This window comes from Azospirillum sp. A26 (assembly GCF_042604635.1).
Taxonomy (GTDB): Bacteria; Pseudomonadota; Alphaproteobacteria; order Azospirillales; family Azospirillaceae; genus Azospirillum; species Azospirillum palustre.
The window spans coordinates 189375-207170 of sequence record NZ_CP170472.1; the positions used below are offsets into that span (position 1 = coordinate 189375).

General features: G+C 66.7%; 18 protein-coding genes. 6 read left to right on the forward strand and 12 right to left on the reverse strand.

What is annotated here, in order from left to right; all coding sequences use genetic code 11:
- Window positions 1-10: 10 nt before the first annotated feature.
- The gene (locus ABNQ39_RS01425) at window positions 11-1312 is read left to right on the forward strand and encodes an FAD-dependent monooxygenase (RefSeq protein ID WP_376958400.1); all 1302 of its coding nucleotides are present in this window, start codon (window positions 11-13) and stop codon (window positions 1310-1312) included.
- A complete protein-coding gene (locus tag ABNQ39_RS01430; RefSeq protein ID WP_376958401.1) occupies window positions 1309-1602 on the forward strand; it encodes a ferredoxin family protein in 294 nt (97 codons plus the stop codon). The genes ABNQ39_RS01425 and ABNQ39_RS01430 overlap by 4 nt, the downstream gene beginning before the upstream one ends.
- Window positions 1603-1702: 100 nt before the next feature.
- Here the strand turns inward: ABNQ39_RS01430 and ABNQ39_RS01435 are convergent, their stop codons facing one another.
- The gene (locus ABNQ39_RS01435; RefSeq protein WP_376958402.1) at window positions 1703-2113 is read right to left on the reverse strand and encodes a response regulator; all 411 of its coding nucleotides are present in this window, start codon (window positions 2111-2113) and stop codon (window positions 1703-1705) included.
- A 286-nt stretch (window positions 2114-2399) separates the two neighbouring features.
- Here ABNQ39_RS01435 and ABNQ39_RS01440 point away from each other — a divergent pair, with 286 nt between their 5' ends.
- Window positions 2400-2702, forward strand: a complete 303-nt coding sequence (locus tag ABNQ39_RS01440; RefSeq protein ID WP_109051293.1) for a hypothetical protein — start codon at window positions 2400-2402, stop codon at window positions 2700-2702.
- Between the two features lie 55 nt (window positions 2703-2757).
- Here ABNQ39_RS01440 and nifW read toward each other — a convergent pair whose 3' ends face one another.
- The 6 genes from nifW to ABNQ39_RS01470 all read right to left on the reverse strand — a co-directional run bounded on the left by nifW (window position 2758) and on the right by ABNQ39_RS01470 (window position 7844).
- Window positions 2758-3093, reverse strand: coding sequence for a nitrogenase-stabilizing/protective protein NifW (gene nifW, locus ABNQ39_RS01445; RefSeq protein ID WP_376958403.1), 336 nt, complete (start codon window positions 3091-3093; stop codon window positions 2758-2760).
- Between the two features lie 13 nt (window positions 3094-3106).
- On the reverse strand, window positions 3107-3958 hold the full coding sequence (gene cysE, locus ABNQ39_RS01450) for a serine O-acetyltransferase (RefSeq protein ID WP_428846395.1): 852 nt from the start codon (window positions 3956-3958) through the stop codon (window positions 3107-3109).
- The gene (nifV, locus tag ABNQ39_RS01455; protein ID WP_376958404.1) at window positions 3955-5076 is read right to left on the reverse strand and encodes a homocitrate synthase; all 1122 of its coding nucleotides are present in this window, start codon (window positions 5074-5076) and stop codon (window positions 3955-3957) included. Before nifV ends, cysE begins: the two co-directional genes overlap by 4 nt.
- Before the next feature lie 133 nt (window positions 5077-5209).
- Entirely contained in the window at window positions 5210-6439 is a 1230-nt protein-coding gene (gene nifS / locus ABNQ39_RS01460; RefSeq protein WP_376958406.1) for a cysteine desulfurase NifS, read from the reverse strand.
- A gap of 15 nt (window positions 6440-6454) precedes the next feature.
- Window positions 6455-7378 (reverse strand): Fe-S cluster assembly protein NifU, encoded by a 924-nt coding sequence (gene nifU, locus ABNQ39_RS01465; protein ID WP_376958407.1) that lies wholly within the window; start codon window positions 7376-7378, stop codon window positions 6455-6457.
- Between the two features lie 70 nt (window positions 7379-7448).
- Complete coding sequence (locus ABNQ39_RS01470; protein WP_376958408.1) at window positions 7449-7844, reverse strand: HesB/IscA family protein; 396 nt, start codon at window positions 7842-7844, stop codon at window positions 7449-7451.
- Between the two features lie 310 nt (window positions 7845-8154).
- On the opposite strand from ABNQ39_RS01470, the gene ABNQ39_RS01475 reads away from it, so the two are divergent.
- Complete coding sequence (locus ABNQ39_RS01475) at window positions 8155-8667, forward strand: hypothetical protein (protein ID WP_376958409.1); 513 nt, start codon at window positions 8155-8157, stop codon at window positions 8665-8667.
- A gap of 177 nt (window positions 8668-8844) precedes the next feature.
- Here the strand turns inward: ABNQ39_RS01475 and ABNQ39_RS01480 are convergent, their stop codons facing one another.
- Window positions 8845-9975 (reverse strand): alkene reductase, encoded by a 1131-nt coding sequence (locus tag ABNQ39_RS01480; protein WP_376958410.1) that lies wholly within the window; start codon window positions 9973-9975, stop codon window positions 8845-8847.
- Window positions 9976-10140: 165 nt separating this feature from the next.
- Here ABNQ39_RS01480 and ABNQ39_RS01485 point away from each other — a divergent pair, with 165 nt between their 5' ends.
- Window positions 10141-10803: a TetR/AcrR family transcriptional regulator gene (locus tag ABNQ39_RS01485; protein WP_376958411.1), complete on the forward strand. Its 663-nt coding sequence runs from the start codon at window positions 10141-10143 to the stop codon at window positions 10801-10803.
- 20 nt (window positions 10804-10823) lie between these two features.
- Here ABNQ39_RS01485 and rarD read toward each other — a convergent pair whose 3' ends face one another.
- The 4 genes from rarD to purB all read right to left on the reverse strand — a co-directional run bounded on the left by rarD (window position 10824) and on the right by purB (window position 14084).
- Window positions 10824-11750 (reverse strand): EamA family transporter RarD, encoded by a 927-nt coding sequence (gene rarD / locus ABNQ39_RS01490; RefSeq protein WP_376958412.1) that lies wholly within the window; start codon window positions 11748-11750, stop codon window positions 10824-10826.
- 190 nt (window positions 11751-11940) lie between these two features.
- Window positions 11941-12276 carry a Grx4 family monothiol glutaredoxin gene (grxD, locus tag ABNQ39_RS01495; protein WP_085088255.1) on the reverse strand — a complete coding sequence of 112 codons (336 nt, stop codon included), beginning with the start codon at window positions 12274-12276 and terminating at the stop codon, window positions 11941-11943.
- Between the two features lie 110 nt (window positions 12277-12386).
- Complete coding sequence (locus ABNQ39_RS01500; protein ID WP_012973287.1) at window positions 12387-12626, reverse strand: BolA family protein; 240 nt, start codon at window positions 12624-12626, stop codon at window positions 12387-12389.
- Between the two features lie 162 nt (window positions 12627-12788).
- On the reverse strand, window positions 12789-14084 hold the full coding sequence (gene purB / locus ABNQ39_RS01505) for an adenylosuccinate lyase (protein WP_376958413.1): 1296 nt from the start codon (window positions 14082-14084) through the stop codon (window positions 12789-12791).
- 434 nt (window positions 14085-14518) lie between these two features.
- Between purB and ABNQ39_RS01510 the strand changes: the two genes are divergently transcribed.
- The gene (locus ABNQ39_RS01510; protein WP_376958414.1) at window positions 14519-17791 is read left to right on the forward strand and encodes a bifunctional diguanylate cyclase/phosphodiesterase; all 3273 of its coding nucleotides are present in this window, start codon (window positions 14519-14521) and stop codon (window positions 17789-17791) included.
- Window positions 17792-17796: the final 5 nt, after the last annotated feature.

The window sequence follows — 17796 nt, forward strand, 5'->3', positions numbered from 1 at the left end:
GCCTGTCGACATGGTCGAAAAGTTCGACGCCATCGTCATCGGTGCCGGCCCGTCCGGCAACGCCGCCACCTACACCCTGGCCAAGCAGGGGCTGAAGGTGCTCCAGCTTGAGCGCGGCGAATATCCCGGCGCCAAGAACGTCCAGGGCGGCATCATGTACGCCCATGAGCTGGAGAAGATCATCCCGGACTTCCGGGACGATTGCCCGACCGAGCGCCACATCATCGAACAGCGCGTCTGGCTGTTGGGCGACGACAATTACGTCGGCACCAACTACCGCTCGGAAGCCTTCAACAGCGACAAGCCGAACCGCTACACCATCATCCGCGCCAACATCGACAAATGGTGGGGCGAGCAGATCCGCAAGGTCGGCGGTCTCCAGATCTGCGAGACGACGGTGACCGAGCTGATCCGCGATGCGTCGGGCAAGGTCATCGGCGTCCGCACCGACCGCGAAGGCGGCGAGATTCACGCCGACGTCGTCATCATGGCCGACGGCGTCAACGCCCTGCTCGCCAAGCGCGCCGGGTTGCAGGACGAGGCCGCGCCGGAGAATGTGGCGCTGGCGGTCAAGGAAATCCTCTTCATCGATCCGGAGCTGATCCAGCAGCGCTTCGGCATCAAGGAGGACGAAGGCGTCGTCATCGAGATCATGGGCAAGGTGACCAAGGGGATGGTCGGCACCGCCTTCCTCTACACCAACAAGGAATCGCTGACGATCGGCATCGGCTGCCTGATCTCCGACTTCAAAAACGGCGACTGCCCGCCCTACCGGATGCTGGAGGAGCTGAAGAAGCACCCGGTCATCCGGCCGCTGATCGAAGGCGCCGAGATGAAGGAATACGCCGCCCACATGATCCCGGAAGGCGGCTACAAGGCGATCCCGCAGCTCTACGGCGATGGCTGGATGGTGGTCGGCGATGCCGCCCACTTCAACAATGCCGCCCACCGCGAAGGCTCCAACCTTGCCATGGCCTCGGGCCGCATGGCGGCGGAGACGGTGCTGGAGCTGAAGGCCGCCGGCAAGGGCTTCACCGCACCGAACCTCGCTGCCTACAAAAAGAAGCTGGACGACAGCTTCATCATGAAGGACCTGAAGAAGTATCGCGAACTGCCCGGCATCATGCACGGCAACAAGCAGTTTTTCGGCGCCTATCCCGACGAGATCACTGCGGCTGCCCACAACTGGTTCACCGTCGACAGCGTCGACAAGAAGACGAAGGAGAAGGCGATCATGAAGGCCTTCGTCAAGCGCCGCTCGGTGATGGGTCTGGTCGGTGACGCAATCAAGCTGGTGAGGGCCGTGCGATGAGCATCGTGGTCAAGGTCGAAGAGAAGCTCTATCAGAACCGCTACATCGTCGATGAGAGCCGCCCGCACATCCAGATCAAGAGCGAGGAGGCGTGCAAGAGCTGCGATCGGCAGGCCTGCACCTTCTGCTGCCCGGCGGCCTGCTACAGCACGAACGAGACCGGCGGCGTGACGCTGGTGACCGACGGCTGCCTGGAATGCGGCACCTGCCGCGTGGTCTGCCAGGACAAGGGCAACATCGCCTGGGATTATCCGCGCGGCGGCTACGGCATCAGCTACAAGTTCGGCTGATCCGGTCTTTCGTTGTCTTTCCCCGGAACCGGTTGGCCTCCGCGCGGCGACGCGCGGGGGCCGGTTTGTGTTTGGGGAGAGGGCTTATGCCGACGCTTTTCTAAACCCGGCCCTGCAACGCTTCCGTCGCCTGACCCAGCGCCCGTTGCAGCTCGGCCGGGAAGTAGGGCTTGCGGACGAAGCCGAAGGGATCGCATTCGGCGGCGCGGTGGCGGGTTTCGGGGTCGCCGAAAGCGGAGGTGAAGATACAGCGGATGCCGGTCCGTTTGCGGATCGCCGCTGCGGCCTCGATCCCGTCGCGCGGCCCCAGCAGGCGGATGTCCATCATCACGATGTCCGGACGCAGCCGTTCCGCCGCCGCGACCGCGTCGTCCGCATTGTCCTCGATCCCGACGACGGCGAAGCCGAGCATGCCCAGAACCTCCTCCAAAGCCATGGCGGCGAGGCTTTCGTCTTCGACGATTAGGATGCGGATGGGAGTGTCGGAGGCAGGCGAAGGGTCGGTCATCATGATCGCACGAGGAGTGTCACAACGATTTTACAGGAGTCATGCCATCGGCGAACCTGAAAACGCCGGGTTATGACCAATGGTGCAGCCTGCGCCCCTTGCATGGGTGACGATGGAAAAGCGTCGCCTGGGCTGTCGACGATCCCTTGTTTTTCACACCTGTGGCGTACCATCTCACTGTTACGGCTGTTTTCACGAGCGAGCATCGCGGACCTGCACCCGTCCCTTGCAGACTGTTGGGCGGGGGCTATCGGCGGGTTTGCGGCCTTTTTGCATGAGGAGACCGGCGATGGATCTGCGTGTCTGTTTCGAGAACATGGAAAGCGTCAACGTCAACGACGCGGCGATGATGAAGCACTACACCAAGAGCTATCTGGCCGATTTCGACCCGGAATGGGCCGGCTTCATCATGCTGCCGCACAGCGAGACCATGCGCGCGACGATGGAGCCCGCCTGGCAGGTGCTGATCCGCGGCGCCACGCCGCGCACGGAGCAGGAGCTGCTCCGCTATCTCGATGAAAATCCGATGGCGGCCTACCACGTCCATGTCTACCGGCGCGACGGCAGCCCGAACGAGAGCAAAATCCACTGACGACAAAGGGGGCGCACCAAGCGCCCCCACCTGTTCGCTCAGACGGCGCCGGCGTTCAGCCGACCGGCGTGCCCAGCAGGCTGTCCAGCGGGACGAAGCGGTCGGCCATCTTGCGCGCCTCTTCCTTGTGGACCTTGAAGGTCTTCTCCGCGATGGCGTTGGAGACGACGAAATCCTGGTACGCGCGTTCCAGATGGAAACGGTAGCGCGCCGCCGTGCCTTCGTCGTCCAGACCTTCCATGCCGATGTCGTCGGACAGGTAATCGTGGAAGCGCTGCAGGATGTGCAGACGGTTCACGTTCACAACACGCTGGTCGTAGATGACGTGGAAGAAGCGCAGGAAGTCTTCCGCGGTTTCCAGATCGTCGAGGTCGTCGGTGAAATCGCTCATCGTCGAAGGCTCCTCACGCGTGCTGCTGGGTGGAAGGCGAGGGGGCGCACCCCTCCTGGTCGCAAATGTTGCCGCAGGAACTGCAGGCCATACCGTCCAAGCGTATATCGCCATGTATATCGTTCAGGCGAAATTCAGACAGGCGGATGCCTTTAGCAGGAAACTGTGACGTTTCCGCTGCGGTGTGGGCCTCGAGCCGGGCTTCGATGCGGTTTATGTGGTCGATCAGGCAGGCGATGGCCTTGCCGACCGGATCGGGCATCAGGTGATGCTCCAGGTCGATGCCGTGATTGGAAAGATGGGGATCGGACAGCTTGCGATAGGCTTCCGGTCGCACCACCCGGCCGGGGATGCCGACCACGGTCATGCCCTCCGGCACCGGCTTGGTCACCACCGAATTGGCGCCGACCCGCGCGTTGGCGCCGACGATGATCGGCCCCAGGATCTTGGCGCCGGCACCGACCAGCACGCCGTCCATCAGCGTCGGGTGCCGCTTGCCCTTGGTCCAGGAGGTGCCGCCCAGCGTCACGCCGTGATAGAGCGTCACGTCGTCGCCGATCTCCGCCGTCTCGCCGATCACCACGCCGGCGCCATGGTCGATGAAGAAACGGCGGCCGATGCGGGCGCCGGGATGGATGTCGATGTTGGTCACCGCGCGGGCGACATAGGACAGGAAACGCGCCGGCCAGCGCAGCCCCCGCCGCCAAGCCGCGTTGGCGACGCGGTGGATCACCAGCGCGTGGATGCCGGGATAGCAGGTCAGCACGTCGAGGACGTTGCGCGCCGCCGGATCGCGGTCGAACACGCAGGCGACGTCCTCGCGCAGCAGGGCGAGGATACCCGGAGGATTTTCGGCCTTCGTCATGTCGCCGCCTCCAGAAAGGCGTGCAGTTCCTCAGGAGTCGGCGGCCGCTTGGCGCGGGTGGCAAGCGCGCGGACGCGCGGCAGCACCGCCTGCGCGGTGGCGTCGTCGCAGACGATGCCGAGCCGCTCATAGGCCAGCTTCACCGCCGCGGTGCCGGAATGCTTGCCCAACACGATGCGGTGTTCGCGCCCGACCTCGGCCGGGTCGAAATTCTGGTAGGTGCTGCGGTCGCGCAGCAGCCCGTCGACATGGATGCCGGCCTCGTGGGTGAAGACGGCGGCGCCGACGATGGATTTGTTGACCGCCACCGGCCGGTTGGAGGCCCGTTCCACCAGATCGCTGATGGTGCCGAGCGACCGCGTCTCGACGCCGGTGTCGATGTGGTAGAGGTGCTTCAGCGACACCACCACCTCCTCCAGCGGCGCGTTGCCGGCGCGCTCGCCCAGCCCGTTCACCGTGGTGTTGACGTGGGTGGCGCCGCCCAGCACCGCCGCCAGCGAATTGGCGTTGGCGAGGCCCAGATCGTCATGGGCGTGGATCTCGATCTCCAGGTCGGTGGCCCGGCGCAGCCGCTCGATGCAGGCGCGCGTCTGGAAGGGGTCGAGCACGCCCAGCGTGTCGGCGAAGCGGAAGCGCCGCGCGCCGGCCTCCTGCGCCACCGTGGCGGCGGCGATCAGGAAATCCATGTCGGCGCGCGACGAATCCTCGCCGCCGACGCTGACCTCCATCCCCTGGTCGCGCGCCTGTTTGACCCGGCGCTCGATCTCGGCCAACGCCCAGGCGCGGCTGCGCTTCAGCTTCCTGGTGATGTGGATGTCCGACACCGGCATCGACAGATTGACGAAGCCGACGTTGCAGGACAGCGCCGCCTTCAGGTCGGCGTCGTGCATCCGGCACCACACCATCAGCCGGCCTTTCAGCCCCAGCGACGCCACGGCGCGGATGCCCTCGCGCTCCTCCTCGCCCATGGCGGGAATGCCGATTTCCTGCTCCGGCACGCCGGCGGCGTCGAGCGCCTTGGCGATGGCGATCTTCTCGTCGAGCGTGAAGGCGACGCCGGCGGTCTGCTCGCCGTCGCGCAGCGTGGTGTCGTTGATGGTGGCGAAGGTGATGGGCATGGGGGCACCTCGCGCGCGGGGAAGACCTGTCCCCTTTGAAAAGTGTCGCAGGCCGGGCCGGGGACCCGCCCCGACGGGGTGTCGTCGGGCGGGGTGCCGGGACGGGCCACCGACCCGGCCTGCGATTCCGGTGTTAGGAATAAACGGGTGCGAACTCTTTGGGCTTGCCGGCCTCCTGCTGCCAGTAGGGCGACAGGCTGCGCAGCTTGGCGATGATGCCCGGCACCACGGCGATGACGTGGTCGATCTCGGCGTCGGTGGTGTCGCGCGACAGCGAGAAGCGGGTGGCGCCGTGCGCGGCCGTGTAGGGCACGCCCATGGCACGCATGACGTGGCTCGGCTCCAGCGACCCCGAGGTGCAGGCCGATCCGGAGGAGGCGGCGATGCCCTGCTCGTTCAGCAGCAGCAGAATGGCCTCGCCCTCGATGAACTCGAAGGCGATGTTGCAGGTGTTGGGCAGCCGGTGGTCCGGGTTGCCGGTGACGAAGCAGGCCGGCACCGCGGCCAGGATCGCCTGTTCCAGCCGGTCGCGCTGCGCCTTCACCCGCGTGTTCTCCTCGCCCATGTGGGTGAGGGCGAGGTGGGCGGCGGCGCCTAGGCCGACGATGGCCGGCGCGTTCTCGGTGCCGGCGCGGCGCGAGCGTTCCTGGTGGCCGCCGCGCAGCATCGGACGGAAGCGCAGGCCGCGCTTGACGTACAGCGCGCCGATGCCCTTGGGGGCGTGCAGCTTGTGGCCGGACAGCGACAGCATGTCGACGGCGCTGTCGGCGAGCTTCATCGGGATTTTGCCGACCGCCTGGACGGCGTCGGTGTGGAAGACGGCGCCGACCGCCTTGGCCATTTGCGCCAGCTCCTCGATCGGGAAGATCGTCCCGGTCTCGTTGTTGGCCCACATGATCGACACGATGGCGACCTGATCCGACAGGGCCGCCCGGTAGGCGTCGATGTCGAGGTTGCCCTTGTTGTCCACCGGGATGCGGTGGATCTTGTAGTCGCGCTTCTTCTCCAGATAGTCGCAGAGCGCCAGCACCGCGGGGTGCTCGACCACGCTGGTGACGATCTCGCGCTTCTTCGGATAGGCCTCGATGATCGACAGGATCGCGGTGTTGTCGCTTTCCGTGCCGCCCGAGGTGAAGATGATCTCGCTGTCATGCGCCGCGCCCAGCAGGGCCTGGACCTGCTTGCGCGCCCATTCGATCTTGCCGCCGACCGCGGCGCCGAAGGCGTGCATCGAAGACGGGTTGCCGAAATGTTCGGTGAAGAGCGGCAGCATTTCCGCCAGCACGTCGGGATCGACGCGGGTGGTGGCGTTGTTGTCGAGATAGACGCCCCGGTTGGGAATGGTCACGTTCGGAATGGTCATCGCCGGTTCCTCCCCTTAGCCCGCATGGGCTGGAATGAGGGACGCGGGCTTGACCCGCACGAACTCGCCGAGCGCCTCGACCAGCTTCATCTGCACGCCCATCATGGTGCCCGCCGACTGCGAACAGCCGGAGCAGGCGCCGGTCAGCCGGACGTAGATGTCCTTGCCGTCGATGTCGACCAGTTCCACGTCGCCGCCGTCGCGCTGGATTTGCGGACGCATCTCCTCGATCGCACCCATGATCGCCTGCATTCGCTGCACGTTGGTCAGCTTGGGTGCGGCGGCCGGTTCCGGCTTGGCCGGCAGCGGCTTGATGGCGTCGAGGCCGACGGTGCCGGGGGTGTGCTTGGCGGCGGGTTTCAGCGCGCCGGTCTTGGCCATCACCGCTTCCAGCACCTCTTCGATCTTCTCGTGGCAGGTCTGGCAGGAGCCGCCTGCCTTGGTGTAGTGGGTGACCTCCTCCAGCGAGGTCAGGCCGTTGACGGTCACCGCGCGCTCGATCATGGCGGCGTCGATGCCGAAGCACTTGCAGATCAGCTCGCCTTCCTCGTGGTCGTCGACCCACTCCTCGCCCTTGTAGTTGGCGATGGCGGCGCGCAGGGCCTCGGCGCCCATGACGGAGCAGTGCATCTTCTCCGGCGGCAGGCCGCCGAGATACTCGGCGATGTCGCGGTTGGTCAGCGTCAGCGCCTCGTCCACCGTCTTGCCGATGATCATCTCGGTCAGTGCCGAGGAGGACGCGATGGCCGATCCGCAGCCGAAGGTCTGGAACTTTGCGTCAAGGATGATCTGGGTGTCGGGATCGACCTTCAGCATCAGACGCAGCGCGTCGCCGCAGGTGATGGAGCCGACCTCGCCGACCGCGTTGGCGCTGTCCAGGACACCGGAGTTCTTCGGGTTGAAGAAGTGTTCCTTGACCTTGTCGGTGTAGTTCCACATGTCGCTGCTGCCTTTCCGTGGGGGCGCGCCTAGGGGAAGAGCTGTCTTGGAAGAGCTGTCCGGGGGACGTTCAGTGGGTCGAGTAGGGAGCGGACGATCCGCAGCCCGACGACGACGTCGAGCAGGAGCCCCCGCCGCCTTCACCGGCCGAGAAGGACTTGCCGCAGCCGCAGCTGCTCGTCGCGTTCGGGTTGTCGAACTTGAAGCCAGAGCCCTCGATGCCCTCGACGAAATCGACCACCACGCCGCTGAGGAAGGGCTGGCTGTTGGCATCGACGAAAATGGTGACGGGGCCGAAGCTGAGCACCGTGTCGTCGTCGCCGGCCGTCGCCTCCAGCCCCATCTGGTATTTCAGGCCGGCGCAGCCGCCGTCGGTCACCGCGATCCGCAAGCCGGCGGCCGTACCGCCGGACTTCGCCAGGACCTGCTCCAGGGTGGAAACCGCCGCATCCGTCAGAGTCACCATGTCCCGCCTCCTCAAGCCGCGTTGCCGGGGTGCCGGCCAATCTGACGAGACATAAGCAAGGGGTGTGCCAGAAACACATATCATTGATTTAAAAGGATTGTTTGGTCAGGTCGGCGTGGCGAAAGTCCGACAATGTTTCGCCTGCCAACGGTTTTGTCGGGTTTGGCGCGTGTCGGATTCGTGACAGCCGCGACACTTCGCCGCACAAAAATAATGTGGTCTTTCCCGGTGTCCCCACGCGTACCATGGGGGCGTCGTCGGTGCGTCGGATGGTTGATTGCAGCAGCGGAAAATACAGGTGAGGGAAGCGATGAGCGACGAACCGATCGAACTCCGGATGTCGAACGGCCGCATGGCCTTCGGCGACGTACCCGAACAGATCGATGAGCTTTTGCAGGAGGCGGTGAAGGCCCGCGACGTGCCCGACGCCTGCGAGGCGTTGCTGTGGGAGGCCCACCGCAAGGGACCGCGGGTGCTGCCGGTCTTCTACGCGCTCTACAAATTCTACTTCAACCGCAAGAAGCTGGGGGAGGCGGAGCGGGTGGCCCGCATCGGGCTGGATGCCGCAGCTCTCCAGGGTGGCTTTCCGGCCGACTGGTCGCAGCTGACCGCCGGTTCCACCGACTGGACGGCGGCCGGACCGGCGCGCTTCTTCCTGTTCACCATGAAGGCGCTGGCCTTCATAGAACTGCGCCGCCACAACCGCGACAAGGCGCTGGCGATCCTCACCAAGATGGCGGAGATCGACCCGGTCGATCAGGTCGGCTACGGCACCATCGCGGCACTTGCCCGCGGGTTGGAGGGAGAGGGCGGGGCGGCGTGAGCGCCCCAGCCCGATAAGGCGGCCCCACAAAAAAAGCCCCCGGCCCAGGGGGGAACCGGGCCGGGGGCAGGGGGGATTTGCGTCTCACGACGCGCTCACGACGCGCTCTCTCACGTCGAGAGGAATTGCGGCCCCGATTGGGGATTCCAGGGGGCGGAATTCGGGGCCGCAAACCTGTCAGGCGGCGATGGATTCCAGCGCCGGGTAATCGGTGTAACCCTTGGCGTCGCCGCCGTAATAGGTGGTGCGGTCCGGTTCGGCCAGCGAGGCGCCGGCACGGAAACGCACCGGCAGGTCCGGGTTGGAGATGAAGGCCTCGCCGAAGCTGACCGCATCGGCCTCGCCGTTGGCGAGCGCTGCGTCGGCGTCACCGCGGCTGTAGCCGCCATTCAGGATGAACGGACCCTTGTAGGCGGCGCGCAGGGTCGACGCCACGTGCGGCGCGCCCTCCGGCGGGGCCATATGGTGGCCGGGCTTGCCCTCGATCACATGCAGATAGGCGAGATTGAAGGGGTTCAGCGCCTTGGTGATCGCCAGGAAGTGCGGCAGCGGGTCGCTGTCCTTCATGTCGTTGAACACGCCGGTCGGCGACAGGCGGACGCCGATGCGGTCGGCGCCGACGGCATGGGCCGTCGCCTCCAGGATCTCCAGCAGGAAGCGGCAGCGGTTCTCCACCGTTCCGCCATACTGGTCGGTGCGGGTGTTGGTGCGGTCGCGCAGGAACTGGTCGATCAGATAACCGTTGGCTGCGTGGATCTCGACGCCGTCCAGGCCGGCATCGAAGACGGCGCGCTTGGCGGCATCGGCGAAATGCCGGACCAGAGCGGGAATCTCGGCGGTTTCAAGGGCGCGCGGAACCGGGAAGGGCTCCATGCCGGCGCCGGTGTAGAGCTGGCCCTTCGCCGCGATGGCCGAAGGGGCGACCGGGGCGGCACCGTTCGGCTGGAAGCGCGGGTGGGAAATCCGGCCGACATGCCAGAGCTGGGTGACGATTCGCCCGCCGGCCGTGTGCACGGCATCGGCCACCGCGCGCCATGCCAGGGTCTGGGCGTCGGTGTGGATGCCCGGCGTGTTGGGGTAACCCTGGGCGGTGTCGCAGACCTGCGTCGCCTCGGTGATGATCAGGCCGGCGGACGCGCGCTGCGCATAATATTCGGCGGTGAGCGCGGTCGGGCAGTTGCCGTCGCCGGCGCGGCTGCGGGTCATCGGCGCCATGACGACGCGGTTCGGCAGTTCGATTGCGCCGAGACGCAGCGGGGTGAACAGATCCGGAGTGGCGGTGCTGTGCGTGTTATTGCTGTGCGGCATGGCGGGAATACCCCCTGTTGGGCAATAGGCTTTTGGGGCGAGGTCTTGTATGTATGTGAGTACATACTTGAACCGACGGCCCCCGCTTGTCAAGTATGTATCTGCATACTTATTATGACGCTGCCCATCGTGAAGCGGATGGGGCGGACTGGAGAGGGACGGGTCTTGGACGCAAGCACTGACGCCGACGGCTGTTGCCCCGGAAACGGCACCGAGGGCGCCTGCGAGGGCGGGGCGCGCAAGCGCGACCGTGCCGCGACGGAAAGCGCGCTGCTCGACGCCGCCAAGGTGGTGTTCGCCGAGCGTGGCTTCGACGCGGCGACGACGCGCGAGATCTCCGGGCGGGCCGGGGTCAACGAACAGCTGATCCAGCGCTATTTCTCAGGGAAGAGCGGACTGCTGCTGGCGGTGGTGGAGCGCTATTGGCGCGAGGAAGCGGGCGGCTGCGACCTGCCGCCGCCGGACGACGATCTGGAAACCGACCTCGGCCGCTTCCTGCACGCGCAGCTGAAGCACAGCTGGAAATGCCGCGACTTCACCCGCGTCGTGCTGGCCCGCGCCCTGGTCGATCAGGCGGTGGCGGACGAGATGGCGCGCACCCTGTCGGAGAGCCGCATCCCCTGCCTGATGAAACGGCTGGAGGGCTATCGCGAGCGCGGCGCCATCGCCGCCGACGCCGACCTCGCCAATGTGGCGGCCGGCATCGCGACGCTCAGCTTCGGGCTCGGCTTCCTCGATCAGGTGGTGTTCGGCCGCGACGACGCCGGCATCTGTGCGATGGTCGGCACGCTGGCCCACACCATCGCCCATGGCCTGACGCCGCGCTGACGCCTATTCCGCGCCGATATCTACTCTGCGGCTGCTGCGGCGCGGGTGGTGGCGCGGTGGCTGTGCACCGCGTCGGCGGTGAAGACGGCCAGGGCCACCCAGATGCAGGCGAAGGTGATGGCGTGGTTGCTTGTGAAGGCCTCGCCATAGACCAGCACACCCAGCAGCAACTGCCCGGTCGGCCCGACATATTGCAGCAGACCGAGGGTGGTCATGGTCAGACGGCTCGCGCCGATCATGAACAGCACCAGCGGCACCGCCGTCATCGGTCCGGCCAGCACCAGCAGGGTGCTCTCCCCCCAGCCATGGCCGAAGGCGCCGTCGCTGCCCAGCCACAACAGGTAGCCCAGCGCCGCCGGCAGCAGCAGCGCGGTTTCCACCAGCAGGCCGATCACCGGATCGATCGCCGCCTTCTTGCGCACCAGGGCGTAGAAGCCGAAGGACAGCGCCAGCGACAGCGCGACCCAGGGTACGGCGCCATAGCTGACGACGAGGCTGCCGACGCCGGCCCCGGCGATGGCGACCGCCAGCATCCGGCCGCGGCTGAGCCGTTCGTTCAGGAACAGCACGCCCAGCAGCACATTGACCAGCGGGTTGATGAAATATCCCAAACTGGCCTCGACCAGCCGGCTGTTCACCACCGCCCAGATGAAGACGGTCCAGTTGACGGTGACCAGCAGGGTGGTGACCACCAGAATGCCCAGCCGGCGCCAGTTGCCGACCGCGGCGACGACGGCCGCCGGCCCGCGGGTCGCCAGCACGCCGATGCCGACCAGCACCACGGTCCACACCACGCGGTGGGCGACGATCTCCACCGCGCCGACATCGCCCAGGGACTTGAAGAAGACCGGATTGACCAGCCCCCAGATCAGGTAGGAGGCAAGCGCCGCGACGAACGCGGCGGTTGTGGAGGTCGGGGCCTGGGCGGGCGGCGGGGTCTGAGCCATACCGTCCGTTTAGCACATTGTTTGTGCAATCCGGCAGCGGGCCGCCGGGCATGGCCGGGCTGCGCGGCCGGCATCGCTGCACGTCATCCTGGTATCGGGCAACGAATGTTCCCAGCCTGGAAAAGGCGCCGGGCATGAAAAAGCCCCGCCGGAGCGGGGCTTTTCCGTTCTTACCGGACCGGCGATGCGGTCACGCGGCGGTGGCGACGCCCTTGTCGGCCATCAGCGTCTGCAGCTCGCCCGACTCGTACATCTCGCGGACGATGTCGCAGCCGCCGACCAGCTCGCCCTTGACGTAGAGCTGCGGGAAGGTCGGCCAGTTCGAGTATTCCTTCAGGCCCTGGCGCAGGCCCGGATCCTCCAGGATGTTGACGCCCTTGAACTTGACGCCGGTGTGGCTCAGCACCTGGACGACGGCGGCGGAGAAGCCGCACTGCGGGAACACCGGGGTCCCCTTCATGTAGAGCACGACATCGTTGTTCTTGATGTCCTGCTCGATGCGCTCGACGACGTTCTGATCGACCATGACCTGATAACCCTTCCGATTAAGGCCCGGCGGCGCCGGGGCCTCGTCCGTTGCAACTTTGATCAGGCGCCTTCCGGCACCTTGCGTCAGGCGCCTTCCGGCATCTGTACTCAGGCGCCTTCTGGCACCGCAGTGGTCAGCGCCAGGGCGTGCAGTTCGCCGCCCATCTTTCCCTGGAGGGATGCGTAGACCATCTGGTGCTGCTGCACCCGGCTCTTGCCCTTGAAGGCGGCGGAGGTGACGAGCGCGGCATAGTGGTCGCCGTCGCCGCGCAGGTCCGCGATCTCGACGACCGCGTCCGGGATGCCCTCCTTGATGAGCTTTTCGATCGTGGCGGCTTCCATCGCCATGGGTCTGGTCCTCGCTCTGTTCAGGATTGCCCCGCCCGGGCACACGCTTATCGGAATAGAGTAGGTGCGACCGGGCCGTTTGTCATCCACCGGCAAGTCTTTGCCGCCCTGCGGAAGACGCCGTAACGGCCCGGACGCCCCTCATTCAACAGGAAATGCCCGTTATTCGCCGAACACGCGCTTGAACACCGTGTCGACATGCTTGGTGTGGTAGGACATGTCGAACATCGGCTCCAGCTTGTCGCGGCCGATGTGCTTGGCGATGTCGGCGTCGTTCGACAGCAGGTCCAGATAGTTGCCGCCCTTCTCCCACACCTGCATGGCGTTGCGCTGCACTGCCTTGTAGCTGTCCTCGCGGCTCATGCCGGCCTGGGTCAGGGCCAGCAGGACGCGCTGCGAGAAGACCAGCCCGCCCAGATCGTCCAGGTTCTTCTGCATGCGCTCGGGATAGACCACCAGCTTTTCCATCATGCCGGTCAGGCGCACCAGGGCGAAGTCCAGGGTGACGGTGGCGTCGGGACCGATCATCCGCTCGACCGAGCTGTGCGAGATGTCGCGCTCGTGCCACAGCGCGACGTTCTCCAGCGCCGGGACGACGGCGGAGCGCACGATGCGGGCCAGGCCGGTCAGGTTCTCCGACAGGACCGGGTTGCGCTTGTGCGGCATCGCCGACGAGCCCTTCTGGCCGGGGTGGAAATACTCCTCCGCCTCGCGCACTTCGGTGCGCTGGAGGTGGCGGATTTCCGTGGCCAGATTCTCGACGCTCGACGCGATCACGCCCAGCACGGAGAAGAAGAAGGCGTGGCGGTCGCGCGGGATGACCTGGGTCGACACCGGCTCCACCGACAGGCCGAGCTTGGCGGCGACATGCTCCTCCACCCGCGGGTCGATGTTGGCGAAGGTGCCGACGGCGCCGGAGATGGCGCAGGTGGCGATATCGGCACGCGCCTGGACCAGACGCTCGCGCCCGCGGGCGAAGGCGGCGTAGTGGCCGGCCAGCTTCAGGCCGAAGGTCGTCGGCTCGGCATGGATGCCGTGGCTGCGGCCGATGGTGACGGTGTTCTTGTGCTCATAGGCCCGGCGCTTCAGCGCGGCCAGCAGGGCGTCCATGTCGGCCAGCAGCAGGTCGGCGGCCTGGGTCAGCTGGACGGCGAGGCAGGTGTCCAGCACGTCCGACGAGGTCATGCCCTGGTGGACGAAGCGGGCTTCCGGACCGACATATTCGGCGAGGTTGGTCAGGAAGGCGATGACGTCGTGCCGGGTCTCGCGCTCGATCTCGTCGATGCGGTCGATCTCCCACTTGCCGCGTTCCCACACCGCCTTGGCGGCCTCCTTCGGGATCACGCCCAGCTCGGCCTGCGCGTCGCAGGCGTGCGCCTCGATCTCGAACCAGATGCGGAAGCGGTTTTCCGGCTCCCAGATGCGGGCCATTTCGTGGCGGGTATAGCGGGGGATCATCGGCACTCTCCGGAGGATGCTGGTGCTGGAAAAGGAGCGGCTGCGGGTCTTATAGCACGCGCGCGCGACCATAGCGGTGCTGGGGGGCGTTTTAAAGCCTCGCGATGGCCCGATCCGTCCGCCCAACCGGCTTGTCTGTCCGCTCCGCTGTTGGCGGCATTAATCTTCACGGACAAATCCTTGCCAGCCTAAGGGAATCCGCGCCTAACGTTGCCAGGGCGGACTTTTCGTCAATTCCCTGTCAATATGCGGATCTGCATGCCGCCGTCCATCCAGGCGCGAGGAAAACAGTCAAAGAGTCGCGCCCAGGTGGATTTGATTTGCTTGCGGTTGAATCCGCGCGAGCATTAAGCAACACTTACACGGCGCATCGGGGCCGGCCACAGCCGGTTCCCGCGAGTTCCACCGAACAGGCCATCCGAAGGGAGCCCTTCTTGTCCGACCCCGTCGCCGAGCTGGTCCGTGCGCCGTCGCGCTCGTCCGACGAGGCCCGGCTCTACCGCCTGCAATTCCTGGCGTCGATGGCGCTGGTGTCGGCGCTCGTCCTCGGGCTCGGCTTCTATTTCGTCTGGCAGCATTGGGCCGACCTGGAGCACGACCTCCAGCAGAGCGAGGCGCGCTATGTCGAGGAGCAGCATCAGGCCCTGGTGCAGGAGGTGGAGAACGCGCAGTCCTACCTCGCCTACATGCGCTCGCGCGTCGAACCGCTGCTGAAGGAACAGCTGCGCGCCCAGGTCGACGAGGCCTATTCCATCGCCCGCAGCGTCCATGACCGGGAAAAGGACATCCTGCCCGAAGCGTCGGTGAAGGAGTCGATCAAGCAGACGCTGCGGCCGCTGCGCTTTTCCGGCGGGCGCGGCTATTACTTCATCAACGACCTGAACGGCGAATCGGTGCTGATGCCGGTCGACCCGGCGCGGGAGGGGACCTCTCCCTTCTCCGCCCCCGATCCGCAGGGGGCCGCGGTGATGCGCGAGCTGATGCGGGCCGTCCAGGATCCCAGCCTGCGCGGCTTCGCCCGCTATCGCTGGCGCATGCCGGACGATCCGGCCCAAACCGGCGACAGATCGGCGGTTGACAAGCTGGCCTTCGTCCGCCGTTTCGAACCCTATGACTGGGTGATCGGCGCCAGCGACTCCCTGGGCGCGGTGGAGGCGCGGTTGCAGCACGAATCGCTGGAGCGTCTGCGCGCCTTCCGCTTCGGGGAAACCGGCTATGTCGGCGTGCTGCGCCAAGACGGGCAGGTGCTGCTGTCGCCCACCGCCCCGGCGTCGGAGGGGATGAACGCCCGCGACCTGCCGTGGACGACCGAGCGCGACCTCGTCACCCGGCTGCTGGAACTCGGACGCCAGGGCGGCGGCGAGCTGCGCTACGACTGGATCCACCCGGTCACCGCGCGGCCGACGCCGAAGATGGCCTATGTCTCGGCCCCCAGCGTCTGGGGCTGGATCCTGGTCGCCGGCTTCTACATCGACGATGTCGGCAAGGAGATGGAGGCCCGCCGGGCGGAGATCAGCCGCGGCGTCAACCAGCGGGTCTGGACCACGGTGGCGGTGCTGGCCGTGGCGCTGGCCGCGTCGGTCGGCGTGTCATGGCTGGTCACCGGCTGGATCCGGCGCATCGTCGGCGGCTATCAGCTGCGGGTCAGGCACAGCGACAGCATGCTGCGCGAACGGGCGCGCCAGCTGTATCTCGCCAACTTCTTCGTCGACCATGTGTCGGAGATCGTCGTGCTGGCCGACGCCGGTCTGCGCATCGCCTACATCAATCCCTTCGGCTGCCGGGCCATGGGCGGGACGCTGGAAGACCTCGTGATGGGGCAGGCCGACCTGCTGAAGCGCTTCGCCGCCGAGGGGGAGGACGCGGCCAGCCATTACGAGACCGCCTACCGCACCGCCGACGGCCGCACGCTGGAGCTGGAGGTCACCGCCAGCCGCATCACCTACGAGGGCGACGTCTATTACTCGGCCATCGCCCGCGACATCAGCGAGCGCAAGCGGGCGGAATGGCAGCTGCGCCTGTCGGCCAAGGTGTTCGACAACGCGGCGGAGGGCATGTTCGTCGCCAACGAAGAGCTGGAGATCGTCGCCGCCAACGACGCTTTCTCCCGCATCACCGGCTATGATCGCGACGAGGTCCTGGGCCGCAGTCCCGAATTCCTGCGCTCCGACCGCAACCCGTCGGGATTCTACGATGACCTGTGGGTGCAGCTGCGCGAAAACGGCCATTGGGCCGGCGAGATCTGGAGCACCCGCAAGAACGGCGAGGTGTTTCCGGAGTGGCTGAGCGTCAAGCTGGTCCGCAACGAGGACGGCGCCGTCGCCAACTACATCGCCGCCTTCAGCGACATCACCGCGACCCGCGCGCAGGAGGAGCGTATCCGCCATCTGGCGCAGTTCGATTTCCTGACCGACCTGCCCAACCGCTTCCTGCTGCGCGACCGGCTGGAGCGCGCCATGCTGGCCGCCGGGCGTCACGGCACCAGGGTCGGGCTGCTGTTCGTCGATCTCGACCGCTTCAAGACGATCAACGACAGCCTGGGCCATCAGGTCGGCGACGACCTGCTGCGCGCGGTGGCCGGGCGGCTGACCGCGACCGTGCGGGCGAGCGATACCGTCAGCCGCCAGGGCGGCGACGAGTTCGTCATCCTGATCAGCGACATCGACAATCCCGACGCCGCCGGCATCGTCGCGCGCAAGGTCCTGCACACCCTGTCTGAACCCTACCTGATCGACGGGCACGAGTTGCAGGTCACGCCCTCCATCGGCATCGCCATCTACCCCGACGACGGCACCGGCATCGACGGGCTGCTGAAAAGCGCCGACATGGCGATGTATGCCGCGAAGGAGGCCGGGCGCGCCACCTACCAGTTCTTCACGCCGGAGCTGAACCGCCGTGCCTCCGACCGGATGTGGACCGAAAGCAACCTGCGCCGGGCGCTCGCCAACAACGAGCTGGAGCTGCATTTCCAGCCGCAGTTCTCCATGGACGGCCGCCGGCTGATCGGGGCGGAGGCGCTGGTGCGCTGGCGCCAGCCCGACGGCACGCTGATCATGCCCGGCCAGTTCATTCCTGTGGCCGAGGATACCGGCCTGATCCTGCCGCTGGGCGATTGGGTTCTGGGCGAGGCCTGCCGCCGCGCGGCCGAACTGCTGCGCCACCACGATCTGCTGATCGCCGTCAACCTGTCGGCGGTGCAGGTGCGCCGTCCGGGACTGGCGGAGCGGGTGGCCGGCTGGCTGTCGGCCTACGGCATCCCGCCCTCGGCCCTGGAGTTGGAGGTCACGGAAAGCGTCCTGATGGACGAGTCCGACGTGGTGTCGGAAACCTTCTCCCGGCTGCGCGAGTTGGGGGTGCCGGTCGCCATCGACGATTTCGGCACCGGCTATTCCTCGCTGGCCTATCTGAAGCGCTTCCGCGTCGACAAGCTGAAGATCGACCGCAGCTTCGTCAGCGGCCTGCGCGCCGGCAACCCGGACAGCGGCGCCATCGCCGAGGCGATCATCGGCATGGCGCGGTCCTTGCGCATGCAGACGCTGGCCGAAGGGGTGGAGACGGAGGAGCAGTACGGCTGCCTCGCCGAAATGGGCTGCGACCAGTGTCAGGGCTATCTGCTGGGCCGTCCGATGCCCTACGAGGATTTCCTGGAGTTCGTCCGGCGCGATGCCGCCGCAGCCGAGCCGCGGGTGGCCGAACCGGTGGGTTAGGCGTT

Excerpts from the sequence above, each read along its gene's own strand:
- ABNQ39_RS01425 (WP_376958400.1), top strand. The coding sequence starts at position 11 with ATGGTCGAAAAGTTCGACGCCATCGTCATCGGTGCCGGCCCGTCCGGC.
- ABNQ39_RS01430 (WP_376958401.1), top strand. The coding sequence starts at position 1,309 with ATGAGCATCGTGGTCAAGGTCGAAGAGAAGCTCTATCAGAACCGCTAC.
- ABNQ39_RS01435 (WP_376958402.1), bottom strand. The coding sequence starts at position 2,113 with ATGATGACCGACCCTTCGCCTGCCTCCGACACTCCCATCCGCATCCTA.
- ABNQ39_RS01440 (WP_109051293.1), top strand. The coding sequence starts at position 2,400 with ATGGATCTGCGTGTCTGTTTCGAGAACATGGAAAGCGTCAACGTCAAC.
- nifW (WP_376958403.1), bottom strand. The coding sequence starts at position 3,093 with ATGAGCGATTTCACCGACGACCTCGACGATCTGGAAACCGCGGAAGAC.
- cysE (WP_428846395.1), bottom strand. The coding sequence starts at position 3,958 with ATGACGAAGGCCGAAAATCCTCCGGGTATCCTCGCCCTGCTGCGCGAG.
- nifV (WP_376958404.1), bottom strand. The coding sequence starts at position 5,076 with ATGCCCATCACCTTCGCCACCATCAACGACACCACGCTGCGCGACGGC.
- nifS (WP_376958406.1), bottom strand. The coding sequence starts at position 6,439 with ATGACCATTCCGAACGTGACCATTCCCAACCGGGGCGTCTATCTCGAC.
- nifU (WP_376958407.1), bottom strand. The coding sequence starts at position 7,378 with ATGTGGAACTACACCGACAAGGTCAAGGAACACTTCTTCAACCCGAAG.
- ABNQ39_RS01470 (WP_376958408.1), bottom strand. The coding sequence starts at position 7,844 with ATGGTGACTCTGACGGATGCGGCGGTTTCCACCCTGGAGCAGGTCCTG.
- ABNQ39_RS01475 (WP_376958409.1), top strand. The coding sequence starts at position 8,155 with ATGAGCGACGAACCGATCGAACTCCGGATGTCGAACGGCCGCATGGCC.
- ABNQ39_RS01480 (WP_376958410.1), bottom strand. The coding sequence starts at position 9,975 with ATGCCGCACAGCAATAACACGCACAGCACCGCCACTCCGGATCTGTTC.
- rarD (WP_376958412.1), bottom strand. The coding sequence starts at position 11,750 with ATGGCTCAGACCCCGCCGCCCGCCCAGGCCCCGACCTCCACAACCGCC.
- grxD (WP_085088255.1), bottom strand. The coding sequence starts at position 12,276 with ATGGTCGATCAGAACGTCGTCGAGCGCATCGAGCAGGACATCAAGAAC.
- ABNQ39_RS01500 (WP_012973287.1), bottom strand. The coding sequence starts at position 12,626 with ATGGCGATGGAAGCCGCCACGATCGAAAAGCTCATCAAGGAGGGCATC.
- purB (WP_376958413.1), bottom strand. The coding sequence starts at position 14,084 with ATGATCCCCCGCTATACCCGCCACGAAATGGCCCGCATCTGGGAGCCG.